This is a genomic window from Kitasatospora sp. NPDC097605 (genome assembly GCF_040302725.1).
GTDB lineage: Bacteria > Actinomycetota > Actinomycetes > Streptomycetales > Streptomycetaceae > Kitasatospora.
Genome location: NZ_JBEOSF010000003.1, coordinates 161547 through 184272, shown reverse-complemented (window position 1 = coordinate 184272; position 22726 = coordinate 161547). Strand labels below are relative to the sequence as shown.

General features: G+C 74.7%; 20 protein-coding genes. 9 read left to right on the top strand and 11 right to left on the bottom strand.

The genetic code is table 11. The features are described from left to right. The first annotated feature begins 35 nt into the window (after positions 1-35). From ABTX81_RS04515 to ABTX81_RS04505, 3 genes are all read left to right on the top strand, one after another. Positions 36-914: an NUDIX hydrolase gene (locus ABTX81_RS04515; RefSeq protein WP_350541470.1), complete on the top strand. Its 879-nt coding sequence runs from the start codon at positions 36-38 to the stop codon at positions 912-914. 70 nt (positions 915-984) lie between these two features. Then, a complete protein-coding gene (locus ABTX81_RS04510) occupies positions 985-1161 on the top strand; it encodes a hypothetical protein (protein WP_350541469.1) in 177 nt (58 codons plus the stop codon). Then, positions 1158-1985 (top strand): MBL fold metallo-hydrolase, encoded by an 828-nt coding sequence (locus tag ABTX81_RS04505; protein ID WP_350541468.1) that lies wholly within the window; start codon positions 1158-1160, stop codon positions 1983-1985. The genes ABTX81_RS04510 and ABTX81_RS04505 overlap by 4 nt, the downstream gene beginning before the upstream one ends. Before the next feature lie 72 nt (positions 1986-2057). On the opposite strand, the gene ABTX81_RS04500 is transcribed toward ABTX81_RS04505, so the two are convergent. Together ABTX81_RS04500 and ABTX81_RS04495 are read right to left on the bottom strand one after the other, a co-directional pair. Further along, complete coding sequence (locus ABTX81_RS04500; RefSeq protein ID WP_030288117.1) at positions 2058-2732, bottom strand: Crp/Fnr family transcriptional regulator; 675 nt, start codon at positions 2730-2732, stop codon at positions 2058-2060. A 343-nt stretch (positions 2733-3075) separates the two neighbouring features. Next, a complete protein-coding gene (locus ABTX81_RS04495; RefSeq protein WP_350541467.1) occupies positions 3076-4080 on the bottom strand; it encodes a DUF5937 family protein in 1005 nt (334 codons plus the stop codon). A gap of 174 nt (positions 4081-4254) precedes the next feature. Here ABTX81_RS04495 and ABTX81_RS04490 point away from each other — a divergent pair, with 174 nt between their 5' ends. After that, on the top strand, positions 4255-5100 hold the full coding sequence (locus ABTX81_RS04490) for an isocitrate lyase/PEP mutase family protein (RefSeq protein ID WP_350541466.1): 846 nt from the start codon (positions 4255-4257) through the stop codon (positions 5098-5100). A 112-nt stretch (positions 5101-5212) separates the two neighbouring features. Here the strand turns inward: ABTX81_RS04490 and ABTX81_RS04485 are convergent, their stop codons facing one another. Continuing rightward, positions 5213-5881, bottom strand: coding sequence for a TetR/AcrR family transcriptional regulator (locus ABTX81_RS04485; RefSeq protein WP_350541465.1), 669 nt, complete (start codon positions 5879-5881; stop codon positions 5213-5215). 103 nt (positions 5882-5984) lie between these two features. Here ABTX81_RS04485 and ABTX81_RS04480 point away from each other — a divergent pair, with 103 nt between their 5' ends. From ABTX81_RS04480 to ABTX81_RS04465, 4 genes are all read left to right on the top strand, one after another. Continuing rightward, positions 5985-6935: a beta-ketoacyl-ACP synthase 3 gene (locus ABTX81_RS04480; protein ID WP_350541464.1), complete on the top strand. Its 951-nt coding sequence runs from the start codon at positions 5985-5987 to the stop codon at positions 6933-6935. A 90-nt stretch (positions 6936-7025) separates the two neighbouring features. Continuing rightward, positions 7026-7901 carry an endonuclease III gene (gene nth, locus ABTX81_RS04475; RefSeq protein ID WP_350541463.1) on the top strand — a complete coding sequence of 292 codons (876 nt, stop codon included), beginning with the start codon at positions 7026-7028 and terminating at the stop codon, positions 7899-7901. Positions 7902-7921: 20 nt separating this feature from the next. After that, a complete protein-coding gene (locus ABTX81_RS04470; protein WP_350541462.1) occupies positions 7922-8677 on the top strand; it encodes an NUDIX hydrolase in 756 nt (251 codons plus the stop codon). Positions 8678-8855: 178 nt separating this feature from the next. After that, the gene (locus ABTX81_RS04465; protein WP_350541461.1) at positions 8856-10040 is read left to right on the top strand and encodes a MarP family serine protease; all 1185 of its coding nucleotides are present in this window, start codon (positions 8856-8858) and stop codon (positions 10038-10040) included. Positions 10041-10085: 45 nt separating this feature from the next. On the opposite strand, the gene ABTX81_RS04460 is transcribed toward ABTX81_RS04465, so the two are convergent. From ABTX81_RS04460 to ABTX81_RS04430, 7 genes are all read right to left on the bottom strand, one after another. Next, positions 10086-10346 (bottom strand): hypothetical protein, encoded by a 261-nt coding sequence (locus tag ABTX81_RS04460; protein ID WP_350541460.1) that lies wholly within the window; start codon positions 10344-10346, stop codon positions 10086-10088. Between the two features lie 177 nt (positions 10347-10523). Next, positions 10524-11513, bottom strand: coding sequence for an alpha/beta fold hydrolase (locus ABTX81_RS04455; protein WP_350541459.1), 990 nt, complete (start codon positions 11511-11513; stop codon positions 10524-10526). Between the two features lie 151 nt (positions 11514-11664). Further along, entirely contained in the window at positions 11665-12141 is a 477-nt protein-coding gene (locus tag ABTX81_RS04450; RefSeq protein ID WP_350541458.1) for a phage holin family protein, read from the bottom strand. A gap of 113 nt (positions 12142-12254) precedes the next feature. After that, entirely contained in the window at positions 12255-13766 is a 1512-nt protein-coding gene (gene nhaA, locus ABTX81_RS04445; protein WP_350541457.1) for a Na+/H+ antiporter NhaA, read from the bottom strand. A gap of 352 nt (positions 13767-14118) precedes the next feature. Next, a complete protein-coding gene (gene acs, locus ABTX81_RS04440; protein WP_350541456.1) occupies positions 14119-16095 on the bottom strand; it encodes an acetate--CoA ligase in 1977 nt (658 codons plus the stop codon). Positions 16096-16307: 212 nt separating this feature from the next. Continuing rightward, complete coding sequence (locus ABTX81_RS04435) at positions 16308-18704, bottom strand: SulP family inorganic anion transporter (protein ID WP_350541455.1); 2397 nt, start codon at positions 18702-18704, stop codon at positions 16308-16310. 440 nt (positions 18705-19144) lie between these two features. Then, positions 19145-20152, bottom strand: a complete 1008-nt coding sequence (locus ABTX81_RS04430; protein ID WP_350541454.1) for an ATP-binding protein — start codon at positions 20150-20152, stop codon at positions 19145-19147. Positions 20153-20370: 218 nt separating this feature from the next. On the opposite strand from ABTX81_RS04430, the gene ABTX81_RS04425 reads away from it, so the two are divergent. Then, positions 20371-21288 (top strand): Fic family protein, encoded by a 918-nt coding sequence (locus tag ABTX81_RS04425; protein ID WP_350541453.1) that lies wholly within the window; start codon positions 20371-20373, stop codon positions 21286-21288. A 411-nt stretch (positions 21289-21699) separates the two neighbouring features. Here ABTX81_RS04425 and ABTX81_RS04420 read toward each other — a convergent pair whose 3' ends face one another. Next, on the bottom strand, positions 21700-22680 hold the full coding sequence (locus ABTX81_RS04420; protein WP_350541452.1) for an HAD family hydrolase: 981 nt from the start codon (positions 22678-22680) through the stop codon (positions 21700-21702). Positions 22681-22726: the final 46 nt, after the last annotated feature.

Below are 22726 nucleotides of genomic sequence, written 5' to 3'. Positions count from 1 at the left end.
GTCCAACCCCGCCCCCGGGCGCTTAGCATCCGGGCATGGACCAGCGAGCAACGACGCTCCCGATGCCGCCCGGCTGGCCCGCCCGGATCAGGGCGGCCGCCGCCGGCGAGCTGACCCCGCCCGTGCCGAAGCCGTCCGCCACCGTGGTGCTGCTCCGGGACCAGGCCGCGGACGCCGGCCCCGAGGCCTACCTGCTGCGCCGCCGCACCTCGATGGCGTTCGCCGCCGGCATGTACGCCTACCCGGGCGGCGGAGTGGACCGGCGGGACGCCGAGGCCGAGCTCGGCTGGGCCGGACCCGGTCCGCGCGCCTGGGCCGAGCGGCTCGGGGTGGACGCCGCGACCGCGCAGGCGGTGGTCTGCGCCGCGGTCCGCGAGACCTTCGAGGAGGCCGGGGTCCTGCTGGCCGGCCCGGACGCCGGCAGCGTCGCCGAGCCCCGCGACTGGAGCGCCGAGCGCGCCGCCCTGGAGGCCCACGAGCTCTCCTTCGCCGACTTCCTGCGTGACCACGGCCTGCTGCTGCGCAGCGACCTGCTGGCCGGCTGGGCGCGCTGGATCACCCCGGCGTTCGAGGAGCGCCGCTACGACACCTGGTTCTTCGTCGCCGCCCTGCCGTCCGGGCAGGACGCCGCCCGCGAGGTCGGCGAGGCCGACCGGGTCGCCTGGCTCACCCCGGCCGAGGCGGTCCGCGGCTACCAGGAGGGCCGGTTCGGCATGCTGCCGCCGACCGTCACCGTGCTGCGCGAACTGCTGCCGGTGCGCAGCGCCGCCGAGGCGCTGGACGCGGCGGCCGGCCGCTCGCTGGAGCCGGTGCTCGGCCGCGCCGAGGTGCGCGGGGAGCGGCTGACCGTCCGCTGGCCGGGGTACGACGAACTGACCATCGACGGCACCTTCCCCGAGGAGCGCGTCGGCTGACGCCGCGCCCCTCAGCTGTCCCCTTCTACCCGTCCCCCTTCTACCCGTCCACCGGAAAGGACCGACGCCGATGACCCACAACGACGTGGCTCGCCGGACGGCACCCGAGATGCCCGCCCGCAGCCTCACCCCGCGCACCCCGGCCTGTGAGAGCGGCCCGGTCGGCTTCGCCGAGCTCGCCCAGCGCGCCCTGGTCCGCTCGCTGCCCCTGCGCCTGCTGTACCGCGACGGCGAGGGCGGCCGGTGAGCGGACTCCTGCCCGGTGACCCCGCCGCCGCCATCGGCGGCGAGGCCACCGCCCGTGCGCTCTGCGTGCTGGCGCCGAACCCGTCCCCGATGACGCTGGACGGCACCAACACCTGGCTGCTCTCCGAGCCCGGCTCGGACCTCGCGGTGGTGATCGACCCGGGCCCGCTGCACGAGGGCCATCTGCGCCGGGTGATCGAGACCGCCGAGCAGCGGGGCAAGCGGGTGGCGCTCACCCTGCTGACCCACGGGCACGCCGACCACTCCGAGGGCGCGGCCCGGTTCGCCGAGCTGACCGGCACCGAGGTCCGCGCGCTGGACCCGGCGCACCGGCTCGGCTCCGAGGGACTCACCCACGGTCAGCGCCTGGACGTCGGCGGCCTCGACCTGCGGGTGGTCGCCACGCCCGGCCACACCTCGGACTCGCTCACCTTCCACCTGCCGGCCGACGGCGCGGTCCTCACCGGTGACACCGTGCTCGGCCGCGGCACCACGATGGTCGCCCACCCGGACGGCCGGCTCGGCGACTACCTGGACTCGCTGCGCCGTCTGCACACCATGGCCGCCGAGCACGGCGTGCGGACGGTGCTGCCCGGCCACGGGCCGGTGCTCGCGGACGCGCTCGGCGCGGTGGACTACTACCTGGCGCACCGGGCGGGCCGGCTGGCCCAGGTGGAGACGGCGGTCGAGGCCGGCTGCCGGACGGCCGCCGAGGTGGTGGCCCGGGTCTACGCGGACGTGGACCGCGCGCTGTGGCCGGCCGCCGAACTGTCCGTCCGCGCCCAGCTGCAGTACCTCCGGGAGCACGGGCTCATCCCGGACTGAGGTCCGTCCACGGCCCATGGGAAGGGCCCGTACGCCGGAGCGTACGGGCCCTTCCGGTGCGCGGGTGCGCGGTTACCGGGACCGGCGGGAGAGCCGCTCGACGTCCAGCAGGACGACCGCGCGGGCCTCCAGCTTCAGCCAGCCGCGGCCGGCGAAGTCGGCGAGCGCCTTGTTGACCGTCTCGCGGGAGGCGCCGACCAGCTGGGCGAGCTCCTCCTGGGTGAGGTCGTGGGCGACGTGGATGCCCTCCTCGGACTGCACGCCGAAACGGCGGGAGAGGTCCAGCAGGGCCTTGGCGACGCGGCCGGGCACGTCGGAGAAGACCAGGTCGGACATCACGTCGTTGGTCCGGCGCAGGCGGCGGGCGATGGCGCGCAGCAGCGCGATCGAGACCTCGGGGCGGGCGTGCAGCCAGGGCTGGAGGTCGCCGTGGCCGAGGCCGAGCAGCTTGACCTCGGTCAGCGCGCTCGCGGTGGCGGTGCGCGGACCCGGGTCGAACAGCGAGAGTTCGCCGATCATCTCGCTGGGGCCGAGGACGGCGAGCATGTTCTCGCGGCCGTCCGGCGAGGCGCGGTGCAGCTTGACCTTGCCCTCGGCGACGACGTACAGGCGGTCGCCCGGGTCGCCCTCGTGGAACAGCGACTCGCCGCGGGCGAGCGTCACCTCGGTCATGGAAGCGCGCAGCTCGCCGGCCTGTTCGTCGTCGAGTGCCGCGAAGAGTGCGGCGCGCCGCAGAACGTCGTCCACGTGCTTCCTCCTTCTCGGCCGGCCGGCCGTCAAGCCCTCCGGCACAAGTTCGTACAGTGCTCTGCATCACCAAGCATGGCGCATGTCGCTCCGATCATATGAGGAGGGGGTGTGCGGAGGTGTGCTGCGCGGGGCCATTCGTACCGCCGGACTCTTCCCGGAAGCCGGTCGAACCGGCAGGTCAGCCGGTCGACGGGGCGCGACGGTTCGGTCGGTTCCGGTCAGGTCGGTGTCCGGTCCGGAAAGGATCGGTCAGGGCTGGTCGCGGCTGGCCAGGGTTGGTCAGCGGGGTGGCCGGCGTTGGTCAGCGGGTTGGTCAGCGGGTTGGTCAGGGCGGGACGGCTCAGGACCGGTCCGGGTCGAGCAGGGCGTCGGCGAGGGCGGTCCGGGCGTACAGCACGGCGTGCCCGGCCCGGTGGGCGCTGGCCAGCCCCGCCGCGCGCAGGGCGGTGAGGTGCTGGGAGGCGCCGGCGGCGGAGAGCCCGGTGCGCCGGGCCAGTTCGGTGGTGGAGGCGGGTGCGTCGAGCTCGGCGAGCAGCCGGGCCCGGGAGCGGCCGAGTACGGCGGCCAGCGCCTCCGGGGCACCGGCGGCCGGACGGGGCTCCCACAGGGTGGCGATCCCGCGCGCCGGATAGGCGAGCTGCGGCGGGTCCGGCGGCAGCACGCGGGTGAGCACCCGGGGCCAGGCGAACGCCGAGGGCACCAGCACCAGGCCGGCCGCGGCGTCCAGCCGCTCGACCGCGCAGTGCCGCTGCTCCAGCCGCAGCGCCCCGCGCCCCCGGCCGTCCCAGCGGACCGTCCCGTGCAGGTCGTCGAGCACCCGGGCGGGGCCGTGCCCGACCGCCTGCCGGGCGCGGTGCAGCACGTCGGCGTCGAGCAGGGCGCGGATCCGGGCCCAGGAGGGCGCCAGCGCCAGCTCCCAGTACGTCTCGACGTCGGCCACCAGCCGGGGCAGCCGGGCGGCCGGGTCGCGGTGGAGCGGTTCCAGCGCGGCGGGCAGCCGGCCGCCCCGCTCGGCGGCCAGCACGGCGAGGTCGGCGCGGACCAGCTCGGGGGAGGTCGCGGCGATCGCCGCCAGCTCGTCGGCGAGCGCGGGGGCCGCGGTGCCGGGAACGGGGTTGAGGAAGTCCGGCAGATGGCCGGCGGGCGGGACCATCGCGGCCAGCCGCCGGACGGCGGGCCCGGCGGCGGCCAGCCGGGGGCGGACCTGAGCGGCCCAGGGCCGGTGCGGGGCGGGGACGACCGGCTGGGCGAGTACCCGGAGGCTGGTCACCACCTCCCACATCGGGGAGACGGCGAACCTGGTGCGCGCCAGGTCGTCGGCGGACAGCGCGAGCTCGGTACGCATCGGGCCACCCCCCTCTCGCCCGGCTTGATTCGGCCTCAGCTTAATCACTGGAGCCGGGGCGCGGGCCGCCCGCAGGATGCCGTCGTCGGCCCGGTCGCACCGGACCACCGGCACGCCCCCCCGCCTTCGTTTCCGCCCTGCACACCCCCCATCCGCGAAAGCCGGTGACCCCGTATGACCACCTCTGCCCCGCTCCCGTTCCCGCCCGCTGTCCTCCGTGCGAAGGCCGAACGCCTGCGGGCGCTGGTCGCGGACGGCGTGCTGGTGCTGCCGAACGCCTGGGACGCCGGCAGCGCGGCCGTGATCGCCTCGGCGGGCGCCACCGCGATCGCCACCACCAGTGGCGGCGTCTCCTGGTCGCTGGGCCGGGGCGACGGTCAGCGCCTCGACCGGGCGGGCGCCGTCGAGGCCGCCCGCCGGGTGGCCGCCGCCGTGGACCTGCCGGTCACCGTGGACGCCGAGGGCGGCTACGGTCCCGCGCCCGCCGACGTCGACGCGACCGTCCGGGCGCTGGTCGGGGCGGGCGCGGCCGGCGTCAACCTGGAGGACTCGACGGCGGTCGGCGGCCCGCTGTTCGCGGTGGACGAGCAGGCCGCCCGGCTGCGCGCGGCCCGGACGGCGGCGCGGGCGGCGGGCCTGCCGGAACTGCTGGTCAACGCGCGGACGGATGTCTTCCTGTTCGGTCTCGGCGGGCTCGACGACGTGCTGGTCCGCGCCGAGGCGTACGCGGCGGCGGGCGCCGACGGCCTCTTCGTGCCGGGCCTGCTGGACCTCGACGCGCTGGTCGTGCTCTGCGCGCGCTCGCCGCTGCCGGTCAACGCGATGGCGGTGGCCGGCGGGCCGACCGTCGCCGAGCTCGCCGCCGCCGGGGTGCGCCGGATCAGCGCGGGCACCGCGGTGGCGCAGCTCGCCTACACCGAGGCCCGCCGGGCCGCCGCGGAGCTGCTCGGCCCCGGCACCCTGACGGAGCCGGCCGGCGCGCTCGGCTTCGGCGACGTCGACGCGCTGTTCCGGGGCTGACGGCGGCGGGTTGTTCCGGGGGGCTGCTCTTCCGCCTGATGGCGGCGCGCCGTTCCGGGGCTGATGGTGTCGCGCCGTTCCGGGCCGGACGGTGCCGCGCCCGGGGCGGGCGTCAGGCCTCCGGGGGCGCGGGCAGCTCGGCGAGCGCCGTCGGCTGTCCGGCGCCCGGGGCCGGCAGCCCGAGCAGCCGCCGCATCGCCCGCCGGGCGCGGTCGGCCGCGCCCCGGTCGCCGTACAGCCGGCGGGCGTGGTTGAGCGCGAGCACCTGGCCGGTCAGCTCGAAGACGGTCTGCTCGGGCTCCGTCCCGGCCGGCAGCTGCCCGGCGGCGACCGCCAGCTCGACCTGGTGCCGGACCCTCCGCTGCCAGAGCGCGTTGCGCGCCGCCACCGCCGAGCGGACCGGCCCGGGCCCCCGGTCGTCGAACTCGGCGGTCACGGCGGTGAAGAAGCAGCCGCCGGGCAGCAGATCGCGCTCCAGGTAGGAGACCCAGGCCTCGCACTGGGCGAGCAGCAGCGGCAGGCCGGGCGCGGCCCCGCCCGCCTCCGAGCGGTGCACCACCTCGCGCACGAACAGCGCGACCGCCTCGTCGACGACGGCCAGCTGCAGGGACTCCTTGGTGCCGAAGTGACCCAGCACGCCGGACTTGCTCATCGACAGGTCGGCGGCGAGCCGGCCGATGGTCAGACCCTCCAGCCCCTCGACCGAGGCCAGGTCCAGGCCCCGCGCCAGGATCGAGGCGCGGGTCCGGCGGGTGTCGGCGGCGGATCTTCTGGGGCTCACCGCGCCAGTGTAGCGAGCGTCGGCCCTTTAGCGTCCGACCGTTCGGACGCTATAGTCCGGCGTGATGACGACCCATCACCGCCCCCGTCCCCGAGGAGCAGCCATGCCGGGTTCCCGCATCGTCGCGCTGGGCCACCACCAGCCCGCGAAGGTCCTGACCAACCACGACCTCGCCAGGCTGGTCGACACCAGCGACGAGTGGATCCGCCGGCGCACCGGCATCGCGACCCGCCGGATCGCCGAGGAGGAGAGCGTCACCGACCTCGCCGCCTCCGCCGCCGGCAAGGCGCTGGCCGCCGCCGGGCTGGCCCCCGAGGAGATCGGCCTGGTGGTGGTCGCGACCTGCACCGCGCGCGACCGCTGCCCCAACATCGGCACCCAGGTGGCCGGCCGGCTGGGCATCCCGGCGGCCGTCGGCTTCGACGTCAACAACGGCTGCGCCGGTTTCTGCACCGCGCTGGCCACCGCCGACCACGCCGTCCGGGCCGGCGCCGCCCGGTACGCGCTGGTCGTCGGCGCGGAGCGGATGAGCGACGTCACCGACTGGACGGACCGCTCCAGCTGCGTGCTGCTCGGCGACGGCGCGGGCACCGCCGTGCTCGGCCCGGACACCGCGAGCGGGGGACGCCCCGGCGTCGGTCCGGTGGTCTGGGGCTCCGACCCGACGAAGGGCCACGCCGTCCGGCTGGACGACGGCTGGCGGCCGCGCTTCCGGCAGGAGGGCCAGACCGTCTTCCGCTGGGCGACCACCACCCTGGCGCCGATCGCCGAGGAGGCCTGCCGCCGGGCCGGCCTGACCCCTGGTGACCTGGGCGCCGTGGTCACCCACCAGGCCAATCTGCGGATCATCGAGGCCCTGATCGACCGGCTCGGCGCCACCGGGGCGGTGGTGGCCCGCGACGTGGTCGAGTCCGGCAACACCTCGGCCGCCTCCGTCCCGCTCGCCCTCGCCAAGCTCGTCGAACGCGGCGAGGTGCCCAGCGGCGCCCCCGCCCTGCTGCTCGGCTTCGGGGGCGGCCTCTCCTGGGCCGGCCAGGTCGTCACCTGCCCCTGACACGTGCCCGACGGCGCGTGATCACCCGTGGTCGGGGCGGGCCTGGCCGATCCGCCGCAGGAGTACGGCCGTCCGGCGTAGCCTTCACGCATGGCAGAGAGCAAGGTCCGGACGACCGCGTCTGCGGGGAAGCCGGCAGGCAGGGCGGTCAAGGTGCGCAAGCCGGAGTCGCGGCTGGCGATGGTGCGCCGGGCACGGCGGATCAACCGGGAACTGGCGGAGCTGTACCCCTACGCGCACCCGGAGTTGGACTTCGACAACCCCTTCCAGCTGCTGGTGGCCACCGTGCTGTCGGCGCAGACCACCGACCTGCGGGTGAACCAGACGACGCCGGCGCTGTTCGCGAGGTACCCGTCGCCGGAGGACATGGCGGCGGCGAACCCGGCGGAGCTGGAGGAGATCATCCGGCCGACCGGCTTCTTCCGGAACAAGGCGAAGTCGCTGATCGGCCTGTCGATCGCGTTGCGCGACGAGTTCGGCGGGGAGGTCCCCGGCCGGCTGGCCGACCTGGTCACCCTGCCCGGCGTCGGCCGCAAGACCGCCAACGTCGTCCTCGGCAACGCCTTCGGGGTCCCCGGGATCACCGTGGACACCCACTTCGGGCGGCTGGCCCGCCGGTTCGGGTGGACCGCCGAGGAGGACCCGGTGAAGGTCGAGGCGGCGGTCGCGGAGATCTTCCCGAAGTCCGAGTGGACGATGCTCTCGCACCGGGTGGTCTTCCACGGCCGGCGCATCTGCCACTCCCAGAAGCCGGCCTGCGGGGCCTGCCCGATCGCACCGCTCTGCCCCTCCTACGGAGAGGGCGAGACCGACCCGGAGAAGGCGGCGAAGCTGCTGAAGTACGAGCTGGGCGGCCACCCGGGCCAGCGGCTGCGCCCGCCCGCCGACTTCCCCGGCGAGGCCGGTGCCCGGGCGGACGCCGCCGCCCACCACGGCCAGGTCGCCGACCTGGCGGTGGCCGAGTGAGCGGGCGGGCGGAGCCGGGGATGCCCGGGGCGCCGCGGGTGCCCGGGCCGCCCCGGGTCGAGCGGGACGGGCTGCCGGGCTGGCTGGATCCCGTCCGGGAGGCCGCCGAGCGGGTGCTGCCCGAGCAGCTGAGCCGCTTCCTGCCGCCGCCCGAGGGCGGCCGGGCCGCCGCCGTGCTGATGCTGTTCGGCGAGGGCGCGTCCGGGCCGGACCTGCTGCTCATCGAACGGGCCCGCTCGCTGCGCTCGCACGCCGGGCAGCCGTCCTTCCCGGGCGGCGCGCTGGACCCGGAGGACGGCGACCCGGCGGGGCCCGGGCCGGTGGCGGCGGCGCTGCGCGAGGCCTGGGAGGAGACCGGCCTGGAGCCGGCCGGCGTGCAGGTCTTCGCCACCCTGCCCGCGCTGTACATCCCGGTCAGCCGGTTCGTGGTGACCCCGGTGCTCGGCTGGTGGCGCGAGGAGTCGCCGGTCCGCCCGGTGGACCTGGGGGAGACCGGCGCGGTGTTCCGGGTGCCGATCGCGGAGCTGACCGACCCGGCCAACCGGGCCCGGCTGCGGCACCCGTCCGGTCACCTGGGCCCGGCCTTCGCGGTCGGCGGGCGGCTGGTCTGGGGCTTCACCGCCGGGGTGATCGACCGGGTGCTGCACCACAGCGGTCTGGAGCTGCCGTGGGACGCGGGCCGGATCGTGGACCTCTCGGACGAGGCGCTGGCGCTGGTGCAGGGCGACCTGGAGCGCTCCCGCGCGCTGCTCGGCCGCGACGCCGGGGCGCCGTGAACCACCGGGCGGCGGGCCGGGCGCGTCCCCGCGTGATCCGGGCCGGCGGTCGTCCCCGCGTGGTCGGGGCCGGCGCGGATCCCCACGTGGTCCGGGCATGCCCGGGGACCCACGTGATCCGCGCCGGATTCGGCGGTCGTCCGTCCGGCCGGGTGGTACGTCGTGGGAGGGTGTCCGGGTGAACGTCCTGGATGTGCTGTTGATCGCCGCCGCCGTCGGCTTCGCCGTCTCGGGCTACCGGCAGGGCTTCGTGGTCGGCGTGCTGTCGGTCCTCGGCTTCCTGGGCGGCGGCCTGCTCGCCGTCCAGCTGCTGCCGCTGCTGCTCGACCACCTCAGCCCCGGGACGACCGCCTCGGTGATCGCGGTGGTGGTGGTCATCGTGCTGGCGGCGACCGGCCAGGCGATCACCACGCACTTCGGCTGGAAGCTGCGCGGCCACATCGACCGCCGCCCGGCCCGGGCCCTGGACGCCGCGGGCGGCGCCGTGGTCAATGTGATCTCGATGCTGCTGGTGGCCTGGCTGATCGGCTCGGCGCTCGCCGGGACGTCCCTGCCGACCGTCTCCAAGCAGGTCCGCACCTCGGCCGTGCTCGGCGGCGTCCAGGACGCGCTGCCCGGCGACGCGCCCAACTGGTTCTCGGACTTCTCCAAGGTGCTCGCCCGCAACGGCTTCCCGCAGGTGTTCAACCCCTTCGAGCACGAGCCGATCACCCAGGTCGACACGCCCGACCCGGCGCTGGCCGCCAGCCCGGCGGTGGCGAAGGCGCGGCAGAGCCTGGTCAAGGTGGTCGGCACCGCCACCGCCTGCGGCAAGACGCTGGAGGGCAGCGGCTTCGTCTACGCCCCGCACCGGGTGATGACCAACGCCCACGTGGTCGGCGGCGTCGACGAGCCGACCGTGCAGGTCGGCGGCGTCGGCCCGCTGTACGACGCGACCGTGGTCAGCTACGACTGGCAGCGCGACATCGCCGTCCTGGACGTGCCCAAGCTGAACGCGCCGGCGCTCACCTTCGCGGGCGAGGCGAAGACCAACGACAGCGCGATCGTCGCGGGCTTCCCCGAGAACGGCGCCTTCAACGTCCAGCCGGCCCGCATCCGCGGCCGGATCCAGGCCAACGGCCCGGACATCTACCACCGCGGCCAGGTCGTCCGGGACGTCTACTCGGTGCGCTCGCTGGTCCGCCAGGGCAACAGCGGCGGCCCGCTGCTCACGCCGGACGGCCAGGTGTACGGGATGGTGTTCGCCAAGTCGCTGGACAGCGCGGACACCGGGTACGTGCTGACCGCCGCCGAGGTGCGCCAGGACGCCGAGCACGGCGCCGCGGCGACCGGCCGGGTGGACACCCAGGGCTGCGCTCTCTGACGTCGTGCGGCTGCCGGCCGGGGACCGGCCGGCAGCCGCACGACGTCAGCTCTCGCGGCGGAGCCGGGCGCTCACCCAGCGGGCGCGGCGGCCGAGGATGTGCGGGATGCCGAGCTGTCGCTGCGCCGTGCGCGGGTGGCCGCCCGAGCCCTCGAAACCGACGTCGTAGCCGCCGTCGTAGCCGTGGTCGTAGCCGTGGTCGTAACTGCGGTCGTCCGCCCACTCGGGGCGGTGGGCGGAACGCTGCGGGCTGTTGCTGTGCTGTCGGCCGCGCGGGGCGCCGCCGCGATCGGGCATCCAGGTCATACCGCAATGGATGCCCCTGGGCCGACGGGGGTAACCGCCCGGCGGGCCATCAACGTGGCCTATGCGTTTGTCATATGAACGTCACATCAAGGGAGTTGGGACCTTCGACCCCGTTCGCCCATCCGGGCGCCGGGACCCTCGGCCCCGTGCCCCGTTCGGCGGAAGGTCGTTGGTCCTTCAGTCCTTGTGCCGGCCGATCCAGTCCAGCAGCTCGGCGGTGAACTGCTCCGGCGCCTCCTCGTGCGGGAAGTGCCCGATCCCCGGCAGCAGCCGCCAGCGGTACGGCGCGGCCACGTACTCGCCGCCGCCCAGCGCGGTGTGCGACAGCAGCACCGGGTCGGCCGCGCCCTGGACGTGCAGGGTGGGCGCGGTGATCGGCTTCTTCATCCGGCGGGCGAACTGGATGCCGTCCGGCCGGGCCATCGAGCGCAGCAGCCAGCGGTAGGGCTCGATCGAGCAGTGCGCGGTGCTGGGGATCCGGATCGCCTGCCGGTAGGCGGCCACCGCCGTGCGGTCCAGCTGGTTGCGGCCGGTCCAGGCGTCCAGGTAGCGGCCGACCAGCGCGGCGTCGTCGGCCACCAGGCGGCGCTCCGGTATCCACGGCCGCTGGAAGCCCAGCACGTGCTCGAAGGCGGCCAGCTGCTTGCGGTCGGTGAGCAGCGCCCGGCGGAGGTCGCGGGGGTGCGCGGCCGAGACCACGGTGAGGCTCTGGATCACCGAGGGCCGCATCACGGCCGCCACCCAGGCCAGGGTGCCGCCGGAGGCGTGGCCGACCAGGTGCGCCCGGTCCTCGCCGAGGGAGCGGATCACCCCGGTGATGTCCAGCGCGAGGTTGCCGGGGTCGTAGCCGCGCGGGGTGCGGTCGCTGCCGCCGATGCCGCGCAGGTCCACGGCGACGGCGCGGTAGCCGGCGGCGGCCAGCGCGGTCAGCTGGTGGCGCCAGGCCCACCAGTACTCGGGCCAGCCGTGCACCAGCAGGACCAGCGGGCCCTCGCCGAGTTCGGCGATATGGAACCGCGCGCCGTTGGCGGCGAGGTCGCGGTGGACCCACGGCCCGGCCTGCCGGACGTCCCAGGCGGCCGCAGGCGTGTCCTGGGCGTCGCCAGGGGCGTTGAGGCCGGAGCTGTCGGACGGCTGCGCGGGCACGGGCTTCTGGTCGAGCGACATACCGAGAGCGTGTCACATCCGCGCGCCGGACACGCGCCCGGCACTCGCACTCGGGCCCTTCCGGGCCGCCGCGTACCGGGCGCACGTCCCGGGTACGTTCCTGGCGCGTGCCTGGCGCGATCCCGGGCGCGCCCCTGGCGCGCGGGGTGGCCTACGGGATGCGGCCCAGGGCGCGGTCGATCTCCTCCTTGGTGGCGGGACGCGGCCGCGCGTTCTTCAGCACGTCGGCGGTCTTCTGCGCACCCTCGATGGTCCGGACCGGCTTCTCGATCTTCTTGAACGAACGCAGCGCCAGCAGGCCCAGCAGCACGGCCAGCAGCAGGTACGCGCCAGCCACGATCAGGAACGACCAGCCGAGCGACACGCCCAGCGCGTGGATGCCGAACGCCGCGGCCGCGCTCAGCATCGGGACGGCGGCCAGCGCGATCACGCCGGCCACGCCCAGCGAGACGCCGCCGGAGACGCCGCGCTTGACGTCGGCGCGGATCTCGGCCTTGGCGAGCGCGATCTCGTCGTGGACGAGGGCGGACAGGTCGGCGGTGGCCGCGGCGAACAGCTGCCCCACCGAACGCTCGCCCTCGTAGGGCGCCCGGCCGTTGCTGGACGGGTCTGCGGCTCCTGCGGGCATCAGCGGTTCTCCTCTTCGGGTGACTGTCGACAGTTCAGAATCATGCCCCTACCGGACGAGCGGACACCACTCCGGGGCCCCGCCGGGGGGACGTGTTCCGGCGGGCGGGCCGCTCAGCGCGCCCCGTCGCGGCCTTCGTCGGCCGGGCGTGTCGGGCCCGTGTCGGTGGGTCGTGCCTCTGTGGGCCGCGCCTCCGTGGGCGTTGACCCGGTGGGCGTCGACCCGGTGGGCGTCGCCTCGGTGGGCGTCGCCTCGGTGGTCCTCGCCTCGGCGGCCCGCGTCCGTTCGGCCATGCGGTTCTGCCAGGCCGGGTCGTCGAGCTGGTAGACGTCGGGGATGCCGTCGCCGTCGAGGTCGCGGTCCTCCTCCTCGCAGAGCTCGCGGTAGTGCCGGTTGCGCAGCTTCAGCAGCACGGTGGCGGAGAGGGCGCAGATCAGCGAGCCCACCAGGACGGCCGCCTTGGCCCGGTCGACGAGCACCGGGTCGTCCGGGAAGGCCAGCTCGTCGATCAGCAGCGAGACGGTGAAGCCGATGCCGGCCAGCACCGAGAGGGCGAACATGTCGGCCCACTTGAGCTGCGGGTTCAGCTCGGCGCGGGTGAAGCGGGCGGCCAGCCAGGTGCCGCCGAAGACGCCCACGGACTTGCCGACCACCAGGCCGAGCACGATGCCGAAGGGGGCCGGCTGGGTGAACACCTCGCGCAGCGCCGATCCGGAGACCGCCACCCCGGCCGCGAACAGCGCGAAGACCGGTACCGCCACCCCGGCCGAGAGCGGCCGGACCAGGTGCTCGATGTGCTCGCCGGGGGAGTGCTTCTCGTCGCCCTCCCGGTGGCAGCGGAGCATCAGGCCCATCGCGACGCCCGCCACCGTGGCGTGCACACCGCTCTCGTGCATCAGCGCCCAGTTCACGAAGGCGAGCGGGACGAACAGGTACCAGCCGTGCACTCCGCGCCGGTGCAGGAACCAGAAGAGCGCGAGCCCGACGAAGGCCAGCCCGAGCGCCCAGAACTTGATGCCGGAGCTGTAGAAGACCGCGATGATCAGGATCGCGATCAGGTCGTCCACCACCGCGAGGGTGAGCAGGAAGGCGCGCAGCGCGGAGGGCAGGTGGGTGCCGACCACGGCGAGCACGCCGAGCGCGAAGGCGATGTCGGTGGCGGTCGGGACGGCCCAGCCGCTCGGGTGCCCGCCGGGACCCGCGTTGACGACGGTGTACAGGACGGCGGGCAGCACGACACCGCAGACGGCGGCTATGACGGGCAGCATCGCCGCGCTGGGGCTGCGCAGCTCACCCGCCACGAACTCGCGTTTGAGCTCGATGCCGGCCACGAAGAAGAAGATCGTCAGCAGCCCGTCCTTGGCCCAGGTGCCCAGGGTGAGGTCGAGGTGGAGCGGGGCGGACGGGCCGACGGTGTGGTTGAGGACGGACTGGTAGGCGTCCGGCCAGACATTGGCCCAGATCAGCGCGACGACCGCGGCGGTGAGCAGCAGGACGCCGCCCACCGTCTCGGTGCGCAGGGCGTCGGCGAGGTAACTCCGCTCGGGGAGGGGCAGCCTGCCGAGGAACTGGCGGCGCCGGGGCGTCGGCTCGGTCGGCTCGTGGACGGGCGGCTGGCTGGCCACGCGCGGCCTCCTGGGGGCGAGGGGACGGTGTGTGGATGCACCGGTGGTGCATCGCCGACCAGACTTCCCGGCTCGCCCTGTGACGCGGATCTTGATGCGCCTTTGACATTGTAGCGTGGCGACAAAGCGACATCCGGATTGTCCTACTTCAAGGACTTAAGCCCCCTGCGGCCCTTTGTGCACGGCGGCCCGGGTTCTCGAAGGGCCCGGGGCGGCTCCGGAGCGGCTCCGGTGCGGGCCCGGTGCGGGCCCGGTGCAGCGGGTGGGTGGGGGCGGAGTGGGTCCGGACACGGCGGTGCCCCGGGCGGTCACGACCGCCCGGGGCACCGTCACACACGTCTTCCGACGCGGGTCAGCTCTCGCTGCCCGCCGGCGGCAGCTGGGCCTGGATGAGGTTCATCACCGTGGAGTCGGCCAGCGTGGTGGTGTCACCGACCTCGCGGCCCTCGGCGATGTCGCGCAGCAGGCGGCGCATGATCTTGCCGGAGCGGGTCTTCGGCAGCTCGCCGACCACCTTGATCTGCTTCGGCTTGGCGATCGGGCCGAGCGTGCGGCCGACGTGCGCCCGCAGCTCCTCGACCAGCTCGGGGCTGTCGGTGGCGTTGCCGCGCAGGATCACGAAGGCGACGATCGCCTGGCCGGTGGTGGCGTCGGTGGCGCCGACCACGGCGGACTCGGCCACCGACGGGTGCCCGACCAGGGCCGACTCGACCTCGGTGGTCGAGATGTTGTGGCCGGAGACCAGCATGACGTCGTCGACCCGGCCGAGCAGCCAGATGTCGCCGTCCTCGTCCTTCTTGGCGCCGTCGCCGGCGAAGTAGCGGCCCTCGAAGCGCGACCAGTAGGTGTCGATGTAGCGCTGGTCGTCGCCCCAGATGGTGCGCAGCATCGACGGCCACGGCTCGGTGAGCACCAGGTAGCCGCCGGAGCCGTTCGGGACCTCGACCGCGTTGTCGTCGACCACCGTGGCCTCGATGCCCGGCAGCGCGCGCTGGGCCGAGCCCGGCTTGGTCTCGGTGACGCCGGGCAGCGGGCTGATCATGATCGCGCCGGTCTCGGTCTGCCACCAGGTGTCCACGATCGGGGCCTTGCCGGCGCCGATGTGCTCGCGGTACCAGATCCACGCCTCGGGGTTGATCGGCTCGCCGACGCTGCCCAGCACCCGCAGCGAGGACAGGTCGAACTTCGCGGGGATGTCATCGCCCCACTTCATGAAGGTGCGGATCGCGGTCGGCGCGGTGTAGAGGATGGTCACGCCGTACTTCTGGACGATCTCCCAGAACCGGCCCTGGTGCGGGGTGTCCGGGGTGCCCTCGTAGATGACCTGGGTGGCGCCGTTGGAGAGCGGGCCGTAGACGATGTACGAGTGGCCGGTGACCCAGCCGATGTCGGCGGTGCACCAGTAGACGTCGGTCTCCGGCTTGAGGTCGAAGACGGCGTGGTGGGTGTAGCCGGCCTGGGTGAGGTAGCCGCCCGAGGTGTGCAGGATGCCCTTGGGCTTCCCGGTGGTGCCCGAGGTGTAGAGGATGAAGAGCGGGTGCTCGGCGTCGTGCGCCTCGGGGGTGTGCTCGGTGGACTGGCGCGCGGTGGCCTCGTGCCACCAGACGTCGCGGCCCTCGGTCCAGGCGATCTCCTGGCCGGTGCGGCGCACGACCAGGACGTGCTCGACGCCGTCGACCTTGGTCAGCGCCTCGTCGATGGCCGGCTTGAGGGCGGAGGGCTTGCCGCGCCGGTAGCCGCCGTCGGCGGTGATGACCAGCTTGGCCTGGGCGTCCTGGATGCGGGAGGCCACGGCGTCGGCGGAGAAGCCGCCGAAGACCACCGAGTGGGTGGCGCCGATCCGGGCGCAGGCGAGCATCGCGACGACCGCCTCGGCGATCATCGGCAGGTAGATCGCGACCCGGTCGCCCTTGGCGACACCGAGCTCCAGCAGCGCGTTGGCGGCCTGCGAGACCTCGTCCTTGAGCTGGGCGTAGGTGATCGAGCGGCCGTCGCCGGGCTCGCCCTCGAAGTGGATGGCGACGCGGTCGCCGTTGCCGGCCTCGACGTGCCGGTCGACGCAGTTGTAGGCCACGTTGAGCTTGCCGTCGGCGAACCACTTGGCGAACGGCGGGTTGGACCAGTCGAGGGTCTGGGTGGGCTCGACGGCCCAGCTGAGGCGGCGGGCCTGCTCGGCCCAGAAGCCGAGGCGGTCCTCGGAGGCCTGAGCGTACGCGGCCGCGGTGACGTTGGCGGCTGCGGCGAGCTCTGCCGGCGGGGCGAAGCGCCGCTCCTCCTTGAGCAGGTTGGCCAGGCTCTCGTTGCTCAACGCGCACTCCTCATGAGTCATGATCGGGGTCGTTTCCCGTGCGTGGGGATTGTCCCGTGTGTCCCAGCGCACAGCTCACCAGGCGAAGAGGTCAGTTGACAAGAGGCTCCGGATAATTGGTGTAGACCTTTGACCGGGCGTCGAACGGCCGCCCGAGGCCGGCGGCGCCCCGGGGGCGGTGCGGGAGGCGGGCCCGCGTCCTTGGCCCGCCCGGCGGGACGCGGGCCCGGGTCTCAGGCGGCCAGTCCGGGACCTCCTCCGTCCCGGGCCGGATCCGCGACGGCGGTACCACCCGCTGGAACCTGTTCGAATCCATCCACAGGTCCGGGCGTGTCGCGCTCCTGCCGCGGGGCGGACGCCTCGACGGGACCGAACCGGCCGCTCTCCCGGTCGAGCACATAGGCCTGCGCGGTGGCGAAGTCGAAGTACATGCCGACCAGCCGCAGGGTGCCCTCGGCCACCCGCCGCTCCACCGCCGGGTTGGCCAGCAGCTGGTCCAGCTGCTGGACCACGTTGGTGATGCAGAGCTGCTCGCTCAGGTCGACCGCGGGGCGGTCGGCGAACTCCGCCGGGGCCCTGCGCAGCCGGTCCAGCGAGCCGCGGCCGTTGCGCAGCCAGCGGGCCAGCGGGGTGGGCCGGCCGGGCTGCTCGTGCACGCCGTCCAGCAGGGCCTTCATCGCCCCGCAGCCCGAGTGCCCGCAGACCGTGATCGACCGCACCTCCAGCACCTCGACCGCGTACTGCACCGCCGCCGCCACCGAGTCGTCGGCCGCACCCGGCTCGTGCGGCGCCGGCACCAGGTTGCCGACGTTGCGCACCGTGAAGAGGTCGCCCGGACCGCTGTTGGTGATCATGCTGGTGACCATCCGGGAGTCGGCGCAGGTCAGGAAGAGCTGGGAGGGCGTCTGCCCCTCCCGGGCGAGCCGGGCCAGCTCGGGCCGCACCAGCGGGGCGGTGTGCAGCTGGAACACCCGGACACCGTCCAGCAGCCGGCCGTGCGGGTCCTCCTGCTGTTCGATGCAGTGGTGGCCGACCCAGGGCGTCCAGGCGCGGCAGCGGTGCGGGCCGGGGGAGCTGCCGGCACGCACGGTGCCGTCCGGATCGAGCACCTCGTCGTCCTGGCGGCGGGTCACCATCGACACCCGCCCCCCGCCCGCCTGGTGGCCGGTGCGCCAGCTGTGCACCGTCTCGTAGGCGGCGTGGTCCAGGAAGGAGCCGTCGTGCACGACGGCGACCTCGGCGCCGGCCGGGATGCCCGCCAGCGCGCGGCTGAGCCGGGGCACCGCGGTGAAGGTGAGCGGGCCGTGCGTCTCCACCCTGAACGAGCCGTCGGGGCCGGCCAGGACGTCCACATGGGCGCGGGTCAGCCGGTAGAGCGCGAGCAGCACGGCCGTCGCCGCGCCCAGCGCCACCCCCGGCAGGACGCCCAGCAGCACCACGGCGACCACGGTGGTCAGATAGACGGGGAACTCGCGGTGCCGGTGCACCTTGCGGATGTGCGCGAAGCTCACCATCTGCAGGCCGACGACCAGCACCAGGGCGGCGAGCGCGGCGAGCGGGATCCGGCGCAGCCCGCCGGCCAGGGCGAGCGCGGCCGCCAGCACCCACACCCCGTGCAGCACCGAGGAGCGGCGGCTGCGCGCCCCGGCCCGGACGTTGGCCGTGCTGCGCACCGCGCCGCCGGCGATCGGCAGCCCGCCGACCAGTCCGCTGACCAGGTTGGCGAGGCCCTGGCCGCGCAGCTCGCGGTCGAGGTCCCCGGTCCGGTGCGACATCCGGTCGATCGCGACGGCGGAGAGCAGCGACTCGACGCTCGCCACGGCGGTGACGGTCAGCACGGCGGCCAGGACGGCGAGCGGCGGGCCGTGCGGCAGGTCGGGGGCGAGGCCGTGCGGCTGCCAGGCGGGCAGTTCGACCCGGGCGAGCCGCAGGTCCAGCGCGATCGCGAGCGCGGTGGCGGCGGCGACGGCGGCGAGCGGGCCGGGGACCTTGGCCAGCCGGCCGCCGAACTTCCCGTAGCGGCCGGGGAGCCGGCCCAGCCGGGGCCAGCCGAGCAGCACCGCGACGGTGACCGCGCCGACGGTCAGGGCCGCGGGGTGAGGCGTCGCCAGTTGGGCGGGCAGGGCGAGCAAGTTGGCCGGGGCCGAACTCTGAGGCGAGCCGCCGAGGACGACGTGCAGCTGCGCGATCGCGATGGCGAGGCCGACGCCGGCCAGCATGCCGTGCACGATGGCGGGCGAGACGGCCAGTGCGGTGCGGGCCACCCGGCGAACGCCGAGCAGGAGTTGGAGCAGCCCTGCGGCGAGGGTGATGGCGCAGGTGGCCTGCCAGCCGTACTGGGCGATGAGTCCGGCGGTGATCACGGTGAGTGCGGCGGAGGGGCCGCTGACCTGCAGCGGGGTACCGCCGAAGAGGCCGACCACGATGCCGCCGACGGCCGCCGCGGCCAGGCCGGCGGTGAGCGGGGCGCCGGTGGCCAGGGCGATGCCGAGGGAGAACGGCACGGCGATCAGGAACACCACCAGGGAGGCCGAGAGGTCCCGCGCCCAGGCGGCGGGGGGACGTCGGCCCGGTGGGGCGTGGTCGGTGGTGTCGGAGGCGATGGGGGCGCTGGAGATGTCGAGGGTCATCGGGTCTTCCCGTCTGTCCGGGGGAACGAACGCAGTCAGGTCCGGCGGTGAGTCCGCGCGTGGGCTCGGTGGAGCGGATCGGCTGTCGTGGGTCGCGACGGTGTGGCGGGACGGCGCGGTCGGGCCGGGAGTGCGGGGATCACCGGCCGGGCCTTGGTCCATCGGGCCGCCCGGCGGCCGTTCGGCGGGGCACTGGGAGGAGCCAGGCCACGGCGAGGGGCACCGGGACGGAAGCGGAACATCAAGACTCGGTAAACCGAGGGTAATGAGAGCTTTGCACAGCGTCATCCGGAGCGACAGTGAATAACGGCCTGGTTCACTCCATTGGGTGGTGGCCGAACGGACGGGAATCTGCTGGTGGCGGGCCTGCCGGGACGCGCGCGGGCCGCGGTCCCCGTGCGGGGGACCGCGGCCCGTGGGTGGTGCGGCGGGGCTCCGGCTCAGACGGCCGCACCGGCGGCGGTGGGCTCGCCGGCCGGGGCGGACGCGTCGCCGAGCACGAAGTCCGGGTCGACCTGGGCGGCGAGGTCGGTGCCGACCTTGGCGTTGGCCCAGCTCTCGGCGTTGCGCAGGTGGAAGAGGACGGCCTGCTCGGTGTACCGGCGCGGGTCACGCAGCTCGTACGCGGCGTCGGCGGCCGCGCGCAGCTCGTCCAGCACGGCGCGGTTGGCGGGTTCGAGGGCGCGCAGCGGCGGTCGCGCGCCCTGCTCCAGGCAGCGCACCCAGTCGGACTGGGTGAAGGCGGTCAGCAGGTCCTCGCCGACCTCCCGGCGGAGGAAGTCCAGGTCGCCCGGGCCCTGCACCTTGTTGCCGACGACCCGCAACCGCACCCCGAAGTCGCGCGCGTAGTCCCGGTACTGGCGGTACACCGAGACGCCCTTGCGGGTGGGTTCGGCGATCAGGAAGGTGAGGTCGAAGCGGGTGAACAGCCCCGAGGCGAAGGAGTCGGACCCGGCCGTCATGTCGGTCACCACGTACTCCTCCCGGCCGTCGAGCAGGTGGTTGAGCAGCAGTTCGACCGCGCCGACCTTGGAGTGGTAGCAGGCGACGCCGAGGTCCTCCTCGGTGAACGCGCCGGTCGCCAGCAGCCGCACCGAGCCCTCGTCGAGCGCGAGCGGGCGGGCGCAGGCCGTGTAGACCGGGTTCTCCTCGACGATCCGCAGCAGCCGCGAGCCCCGGCCCGGCGGGGTGGTCTTGATCATCTCCTCGGCGGAGCGGATCAGCGGGTTGCTGCCGCGCAGGTACTCCTTGATCTCGGGCAGCCGGGCCCCGAGCGAGGGCAGCGCGGCGGCCTGGTCGTCCGTCAGGCCGAGCGCCGGGCCGAGGTGCTGGTTGATGTCGGCGTCGACGGCGAGGACCGGTCGGCCCGCGGCGGCCAGGTGGCGGATGAACAGCGCGGACAGCGTGGTCTTGCCGCTGCCGCCCTTGCCGACGAAGGCGATCTTCATCTTGGGACTCCGGCTCTCGCTCCTGGGCCCGCCGCGGGCGCGGCTGCGCGCCGCGGCGAGGTCGACGATCTTCGAGGTGGAAATCGTTATCGTCTTCGACGGCGGTCATGCTATCGGGGGTTTCGGGCCGCGGGCCGGAGGGAAGTGAGGATTGCCTCTAACGGGTGATGCGAGGCTGCTGTTCCGGCCGGGGCACCCGGGTCATTACTCTCGGGTAGGTGAGCACTGGAACAGATCCCCTCGCCCCGCTGGCCCAGCTCCCCGGAGTGCCGGACGCGGTGGCCGAGGTGCGCAAGGCCGTCGACCGCCTCTACGGCCACCGGGTGATGCGCCGCCGCGCGGCCGAGGTCACCTCCGAGTCCGCCCTGCGCGGTGCCCGCGCCTCGGCGGCGCTGGCCGGGGCCGACTGGCCGCTGGAGGAGGTCCGGAGGCGCAGCGACTTCGGCGTGGACCCCGAGGCCCGCACGGTGGGCGCCGCGCTGCGGATCGCGGCCGAGGCGGGCCAGCTGCTGAGCGTCTGGCGGCACTCGCCGCTCCAGGTGCTGGCCCGGCTGCACCTGTTGGCGGTCGGCGACGCCGATCCCGCGGCGGGCCGTCCGCGGCAGGCCGGCGAAGCCGCCGACGACCTGTTCCCGCTGGCGCTGAAGCCGGTGGAGGGCGTCGCGGCGGACCGGGGCCCGGTCGCGCCCGCCGGTGCGACCGCGGACGGGCCGGTGCCGGAGCTGCCGGCGGCGCCGGGTCCGGAGGAGGTCGCCGCCCGGCTCGACCAGCTCTCCCGGCTGCTGGTGGCCCGCGCGGAGGGCCAGGGCGTCGGGACGCCGGCCCTGGTGGTCGCCTCGGTGGTGCACGGCGAACTGCTGGCGCTGCGGCCGTTCGGCGCGTACAACGGCCTGATCGCCCGGGCCGCGCAGCGGATCGTGCTGATCGCCGAAGGGCTCGACCCGAAGTCGATCTGCCCGGCCGAGGTCGGCCTGGTGGAGCTGGGGACGGACGCCTACCGGCGGGCGCTGGCCGGCTACCTGGCGGGGACGCCGGAGGGCCTGGGGGCCTGGATCGGCCACTGCGGCCGGGCGCTGCGGCTCGGGGTGCGGGAGAGCACGGCGGTCTGCGAGGCGATGCAGCGCGGCATGGTCTGAGCACCCGGACCCACCGGGCGGGCCGGTGGCGGGGCGGCGGGCGGGGATCCACCGCGCGTCCGGTGGACGAGAAGATGCGGCGGCACCTGATCCTGCCAGGTGCCGCCGCTGGCACAGATGCCGGGTGACCATGCATGCACCGGAAGTGCCGATCAGACGGGGATCCTGCCCGTTCGTCTGGTCCGGCGGCCCGACAGCGGGTCGGCTGCATGTGGGTGCTCGGTCATCTGCACGACGGTCCGTGGGGCCTGAACTGCGTTGTCGGTTTGACCTCTTCGGTCCTGACCGGGTCTCGCGGGCCGTGCTTCATTTGTATCGCGTTTCGGGCGAAAGGGGAACCCGAAAAGCGACGTCTTCGGCTTTTGACCGTTTTGTCCAACGCTGCGCGGTCGGACCGCCGGCGGCACGCGGTCAGGCCGCCGGGCGGCGGCGCCGGGCCGCGTACCAGATGACCCCGGCCGTCAGCGCGGCCGTGCCGACCGCCACCGCCGTCAGCACCGAGCGGCTCGGCGCCGAGAACTCCGGGAGCCGCCGCCGGAGTTCCACCGGCTTGTCGAAGACCAGCACCGGCCACTCGCGGGCCACCGCCTCCTTGCGCAGCGCCCGGTCCGGGTTGACCGCCGAGGGGTGGCCGACCGCCTCCAGCAGCGGCAGGTCGGTGGACGAGTCGCTGTAGGCGTAGCACTCGGCCAGGTCGTACCTCTCGACCTCGGCCAACTCCCGGATCGCGGCGGCCTTGTTCTCGGCGTAGGCGTAGTACTCGATCTCGCCGGTGTAGCAGCCGTCCTCGATCTTCAGCCTGGTCGCGATGACGTGGTCCGCGCCGAGCAGTGCGCCGATCGGCTCGACCACCTCGGAGCCGGAGCTGCTGACGATGACCACGTCGCGGCCGGCCGCGTGGTGCTGCTCGATGAGCGAGGCGGCCTCGTCGTAGATGATCGGGTCGATCAGGTTGTGCAGGGTCTCGGCGACGATCTCGCGCACCTGCTGCACGTTCCAGCCCCGGGTCAGCGCGGAGAGGTACTCCCGCATCTTCTCCATCTGGTCGTGGTCCGCGCCGCCCACCAGGAAGACGAACTGGGCGTACGCACTTCGCAGGACGGCCCGACGGTTGATCAGGCCGCCCTGGTAGAACGGACGGCTGAACGCGAGGGCGCTCGACTTGGCGATGATCGTCTTGTCGAGGTCGAAGAAGGCGGCGGTGCGGGGGCCGGCCGGGCGCGGCCGGGCGGCCGGCGGGCGGGCCCCGGACGGGCCGGAGCCGGGCGCCGCGGGCCGCGCGCCGGTCACGGCCGTCCCGTCGGACCCGGCTGTCCCGTCGGTTCCGGCGGCTGCGGCGGTGGAGTCCGGGGACTCGTCGGCGTGTTCGTCGGCGTTCTCGGTGGTGTCCACGGGAACCGAGGATAGAGGGCGCCGCAAAACAGCCCGCCATTCGGCG

What these genes read in the sequence shown, in the direction of transcription:
- ABTX81_RS04515 (WP_350541470.1), top strand. Translation starts at nt 36, where the DNA reads ATGGACCAGCGAGCAACGACGCTCCCGATGCCGCCCGGCTGGCCCGCC.
- ABTX81_RS04510 (WP_350541469.1), top strand. Translation starts at nt 985, where the DNA reads ATGACCCACAACGACGTGGCTCGCCGGACGGCACCCGAGATGCCCGCC.
- ABTX81_RS04495 (WP_350541467.1), bottom strand. Translation starts at nt 4,080, where the DNA reads ATGCGTACCGAGCTCGCGCTGTCCGCCGACGACCTGGCGCGCACCAGG.
- ABTX81_RS04490 (WP_350541466.1), top strand. Translation starts at nt 4,255, where the DNA reads ATGACCACCTCTGCCCCGCTCCCGTTCCCGCCCGCTGTCCTCCGTGCG.
- ABTX81_RS04480 (WP_350541464.1), top strand. Translation starts at nt 5,985, where the DNA reads ATGCCGGGTTCCCGCATCGTCGCGCTGGGCCACCACCAGCCCGCGAAG.
- nth (WP_350541463.1), top strand. Translation starts at nt 7,026, where the DNA reads ATGGCAGAGAGCAAGGTCCGGACGACCGCGTCTGCGGGGAAGCCGGCA.
- ABTX81_RS04470 (WP_350541462.1), top strand. Translation starts at nt 7,922, where the DNA reads ATGCCCGGGGCGCCGCGGGTGCCCGGGCCGCCCCGGGTCGAGCGGGAC.
- ABTX81_RS04460 (WP_350541460.1), bottom strand. Translation starts at nt 10,346, where the DNA reads ATGACCTGGATGCCCGATCGCGGCGGCGCCCCGCGCGGCCGACAGCAC.
- ABTX81_RS04455 (WP_350541459.1), bottom strand. Translation starts at nt 11,513, where the DNA reads ATGTCGCTCGACCAGAAGCCCGTGCCCGCGCAGCCGTCCGACAGCTCC.
- ABTX81_RS04450 (WP_350541458.1), bottom strand. Translation starts at nt 12,141, where the DNA reads ATGCCCGCAGGAGCCGCAGACCCGTCCAGCAACGGCCGGGCGCCCTAC.
- acs (WP_350541456.1), bottom strand. Translation starts at nt 16,095, where the DNA reads ATGACTCATGAGGAGTGCGCGTTGAGCAACGAGAGCCTGGCCAACCTG.
- ABTX81_RS04435 (WP_350541455.1), bottom strand. Translation starts at nt 18,704, where the DNA reads ATGACCCTCGACATCTCCAGCGCCCCCATCGCCTCCGACACCACCGAC.
- ABTX81_RS04430 (WP_350541454.1), bottom strand. Translation starts at nt 20,152, where the DNA reads ATGAAGATCGCCTTCGTCGGCAAGGGCGGCAGCGGCAAGACCACGCTG.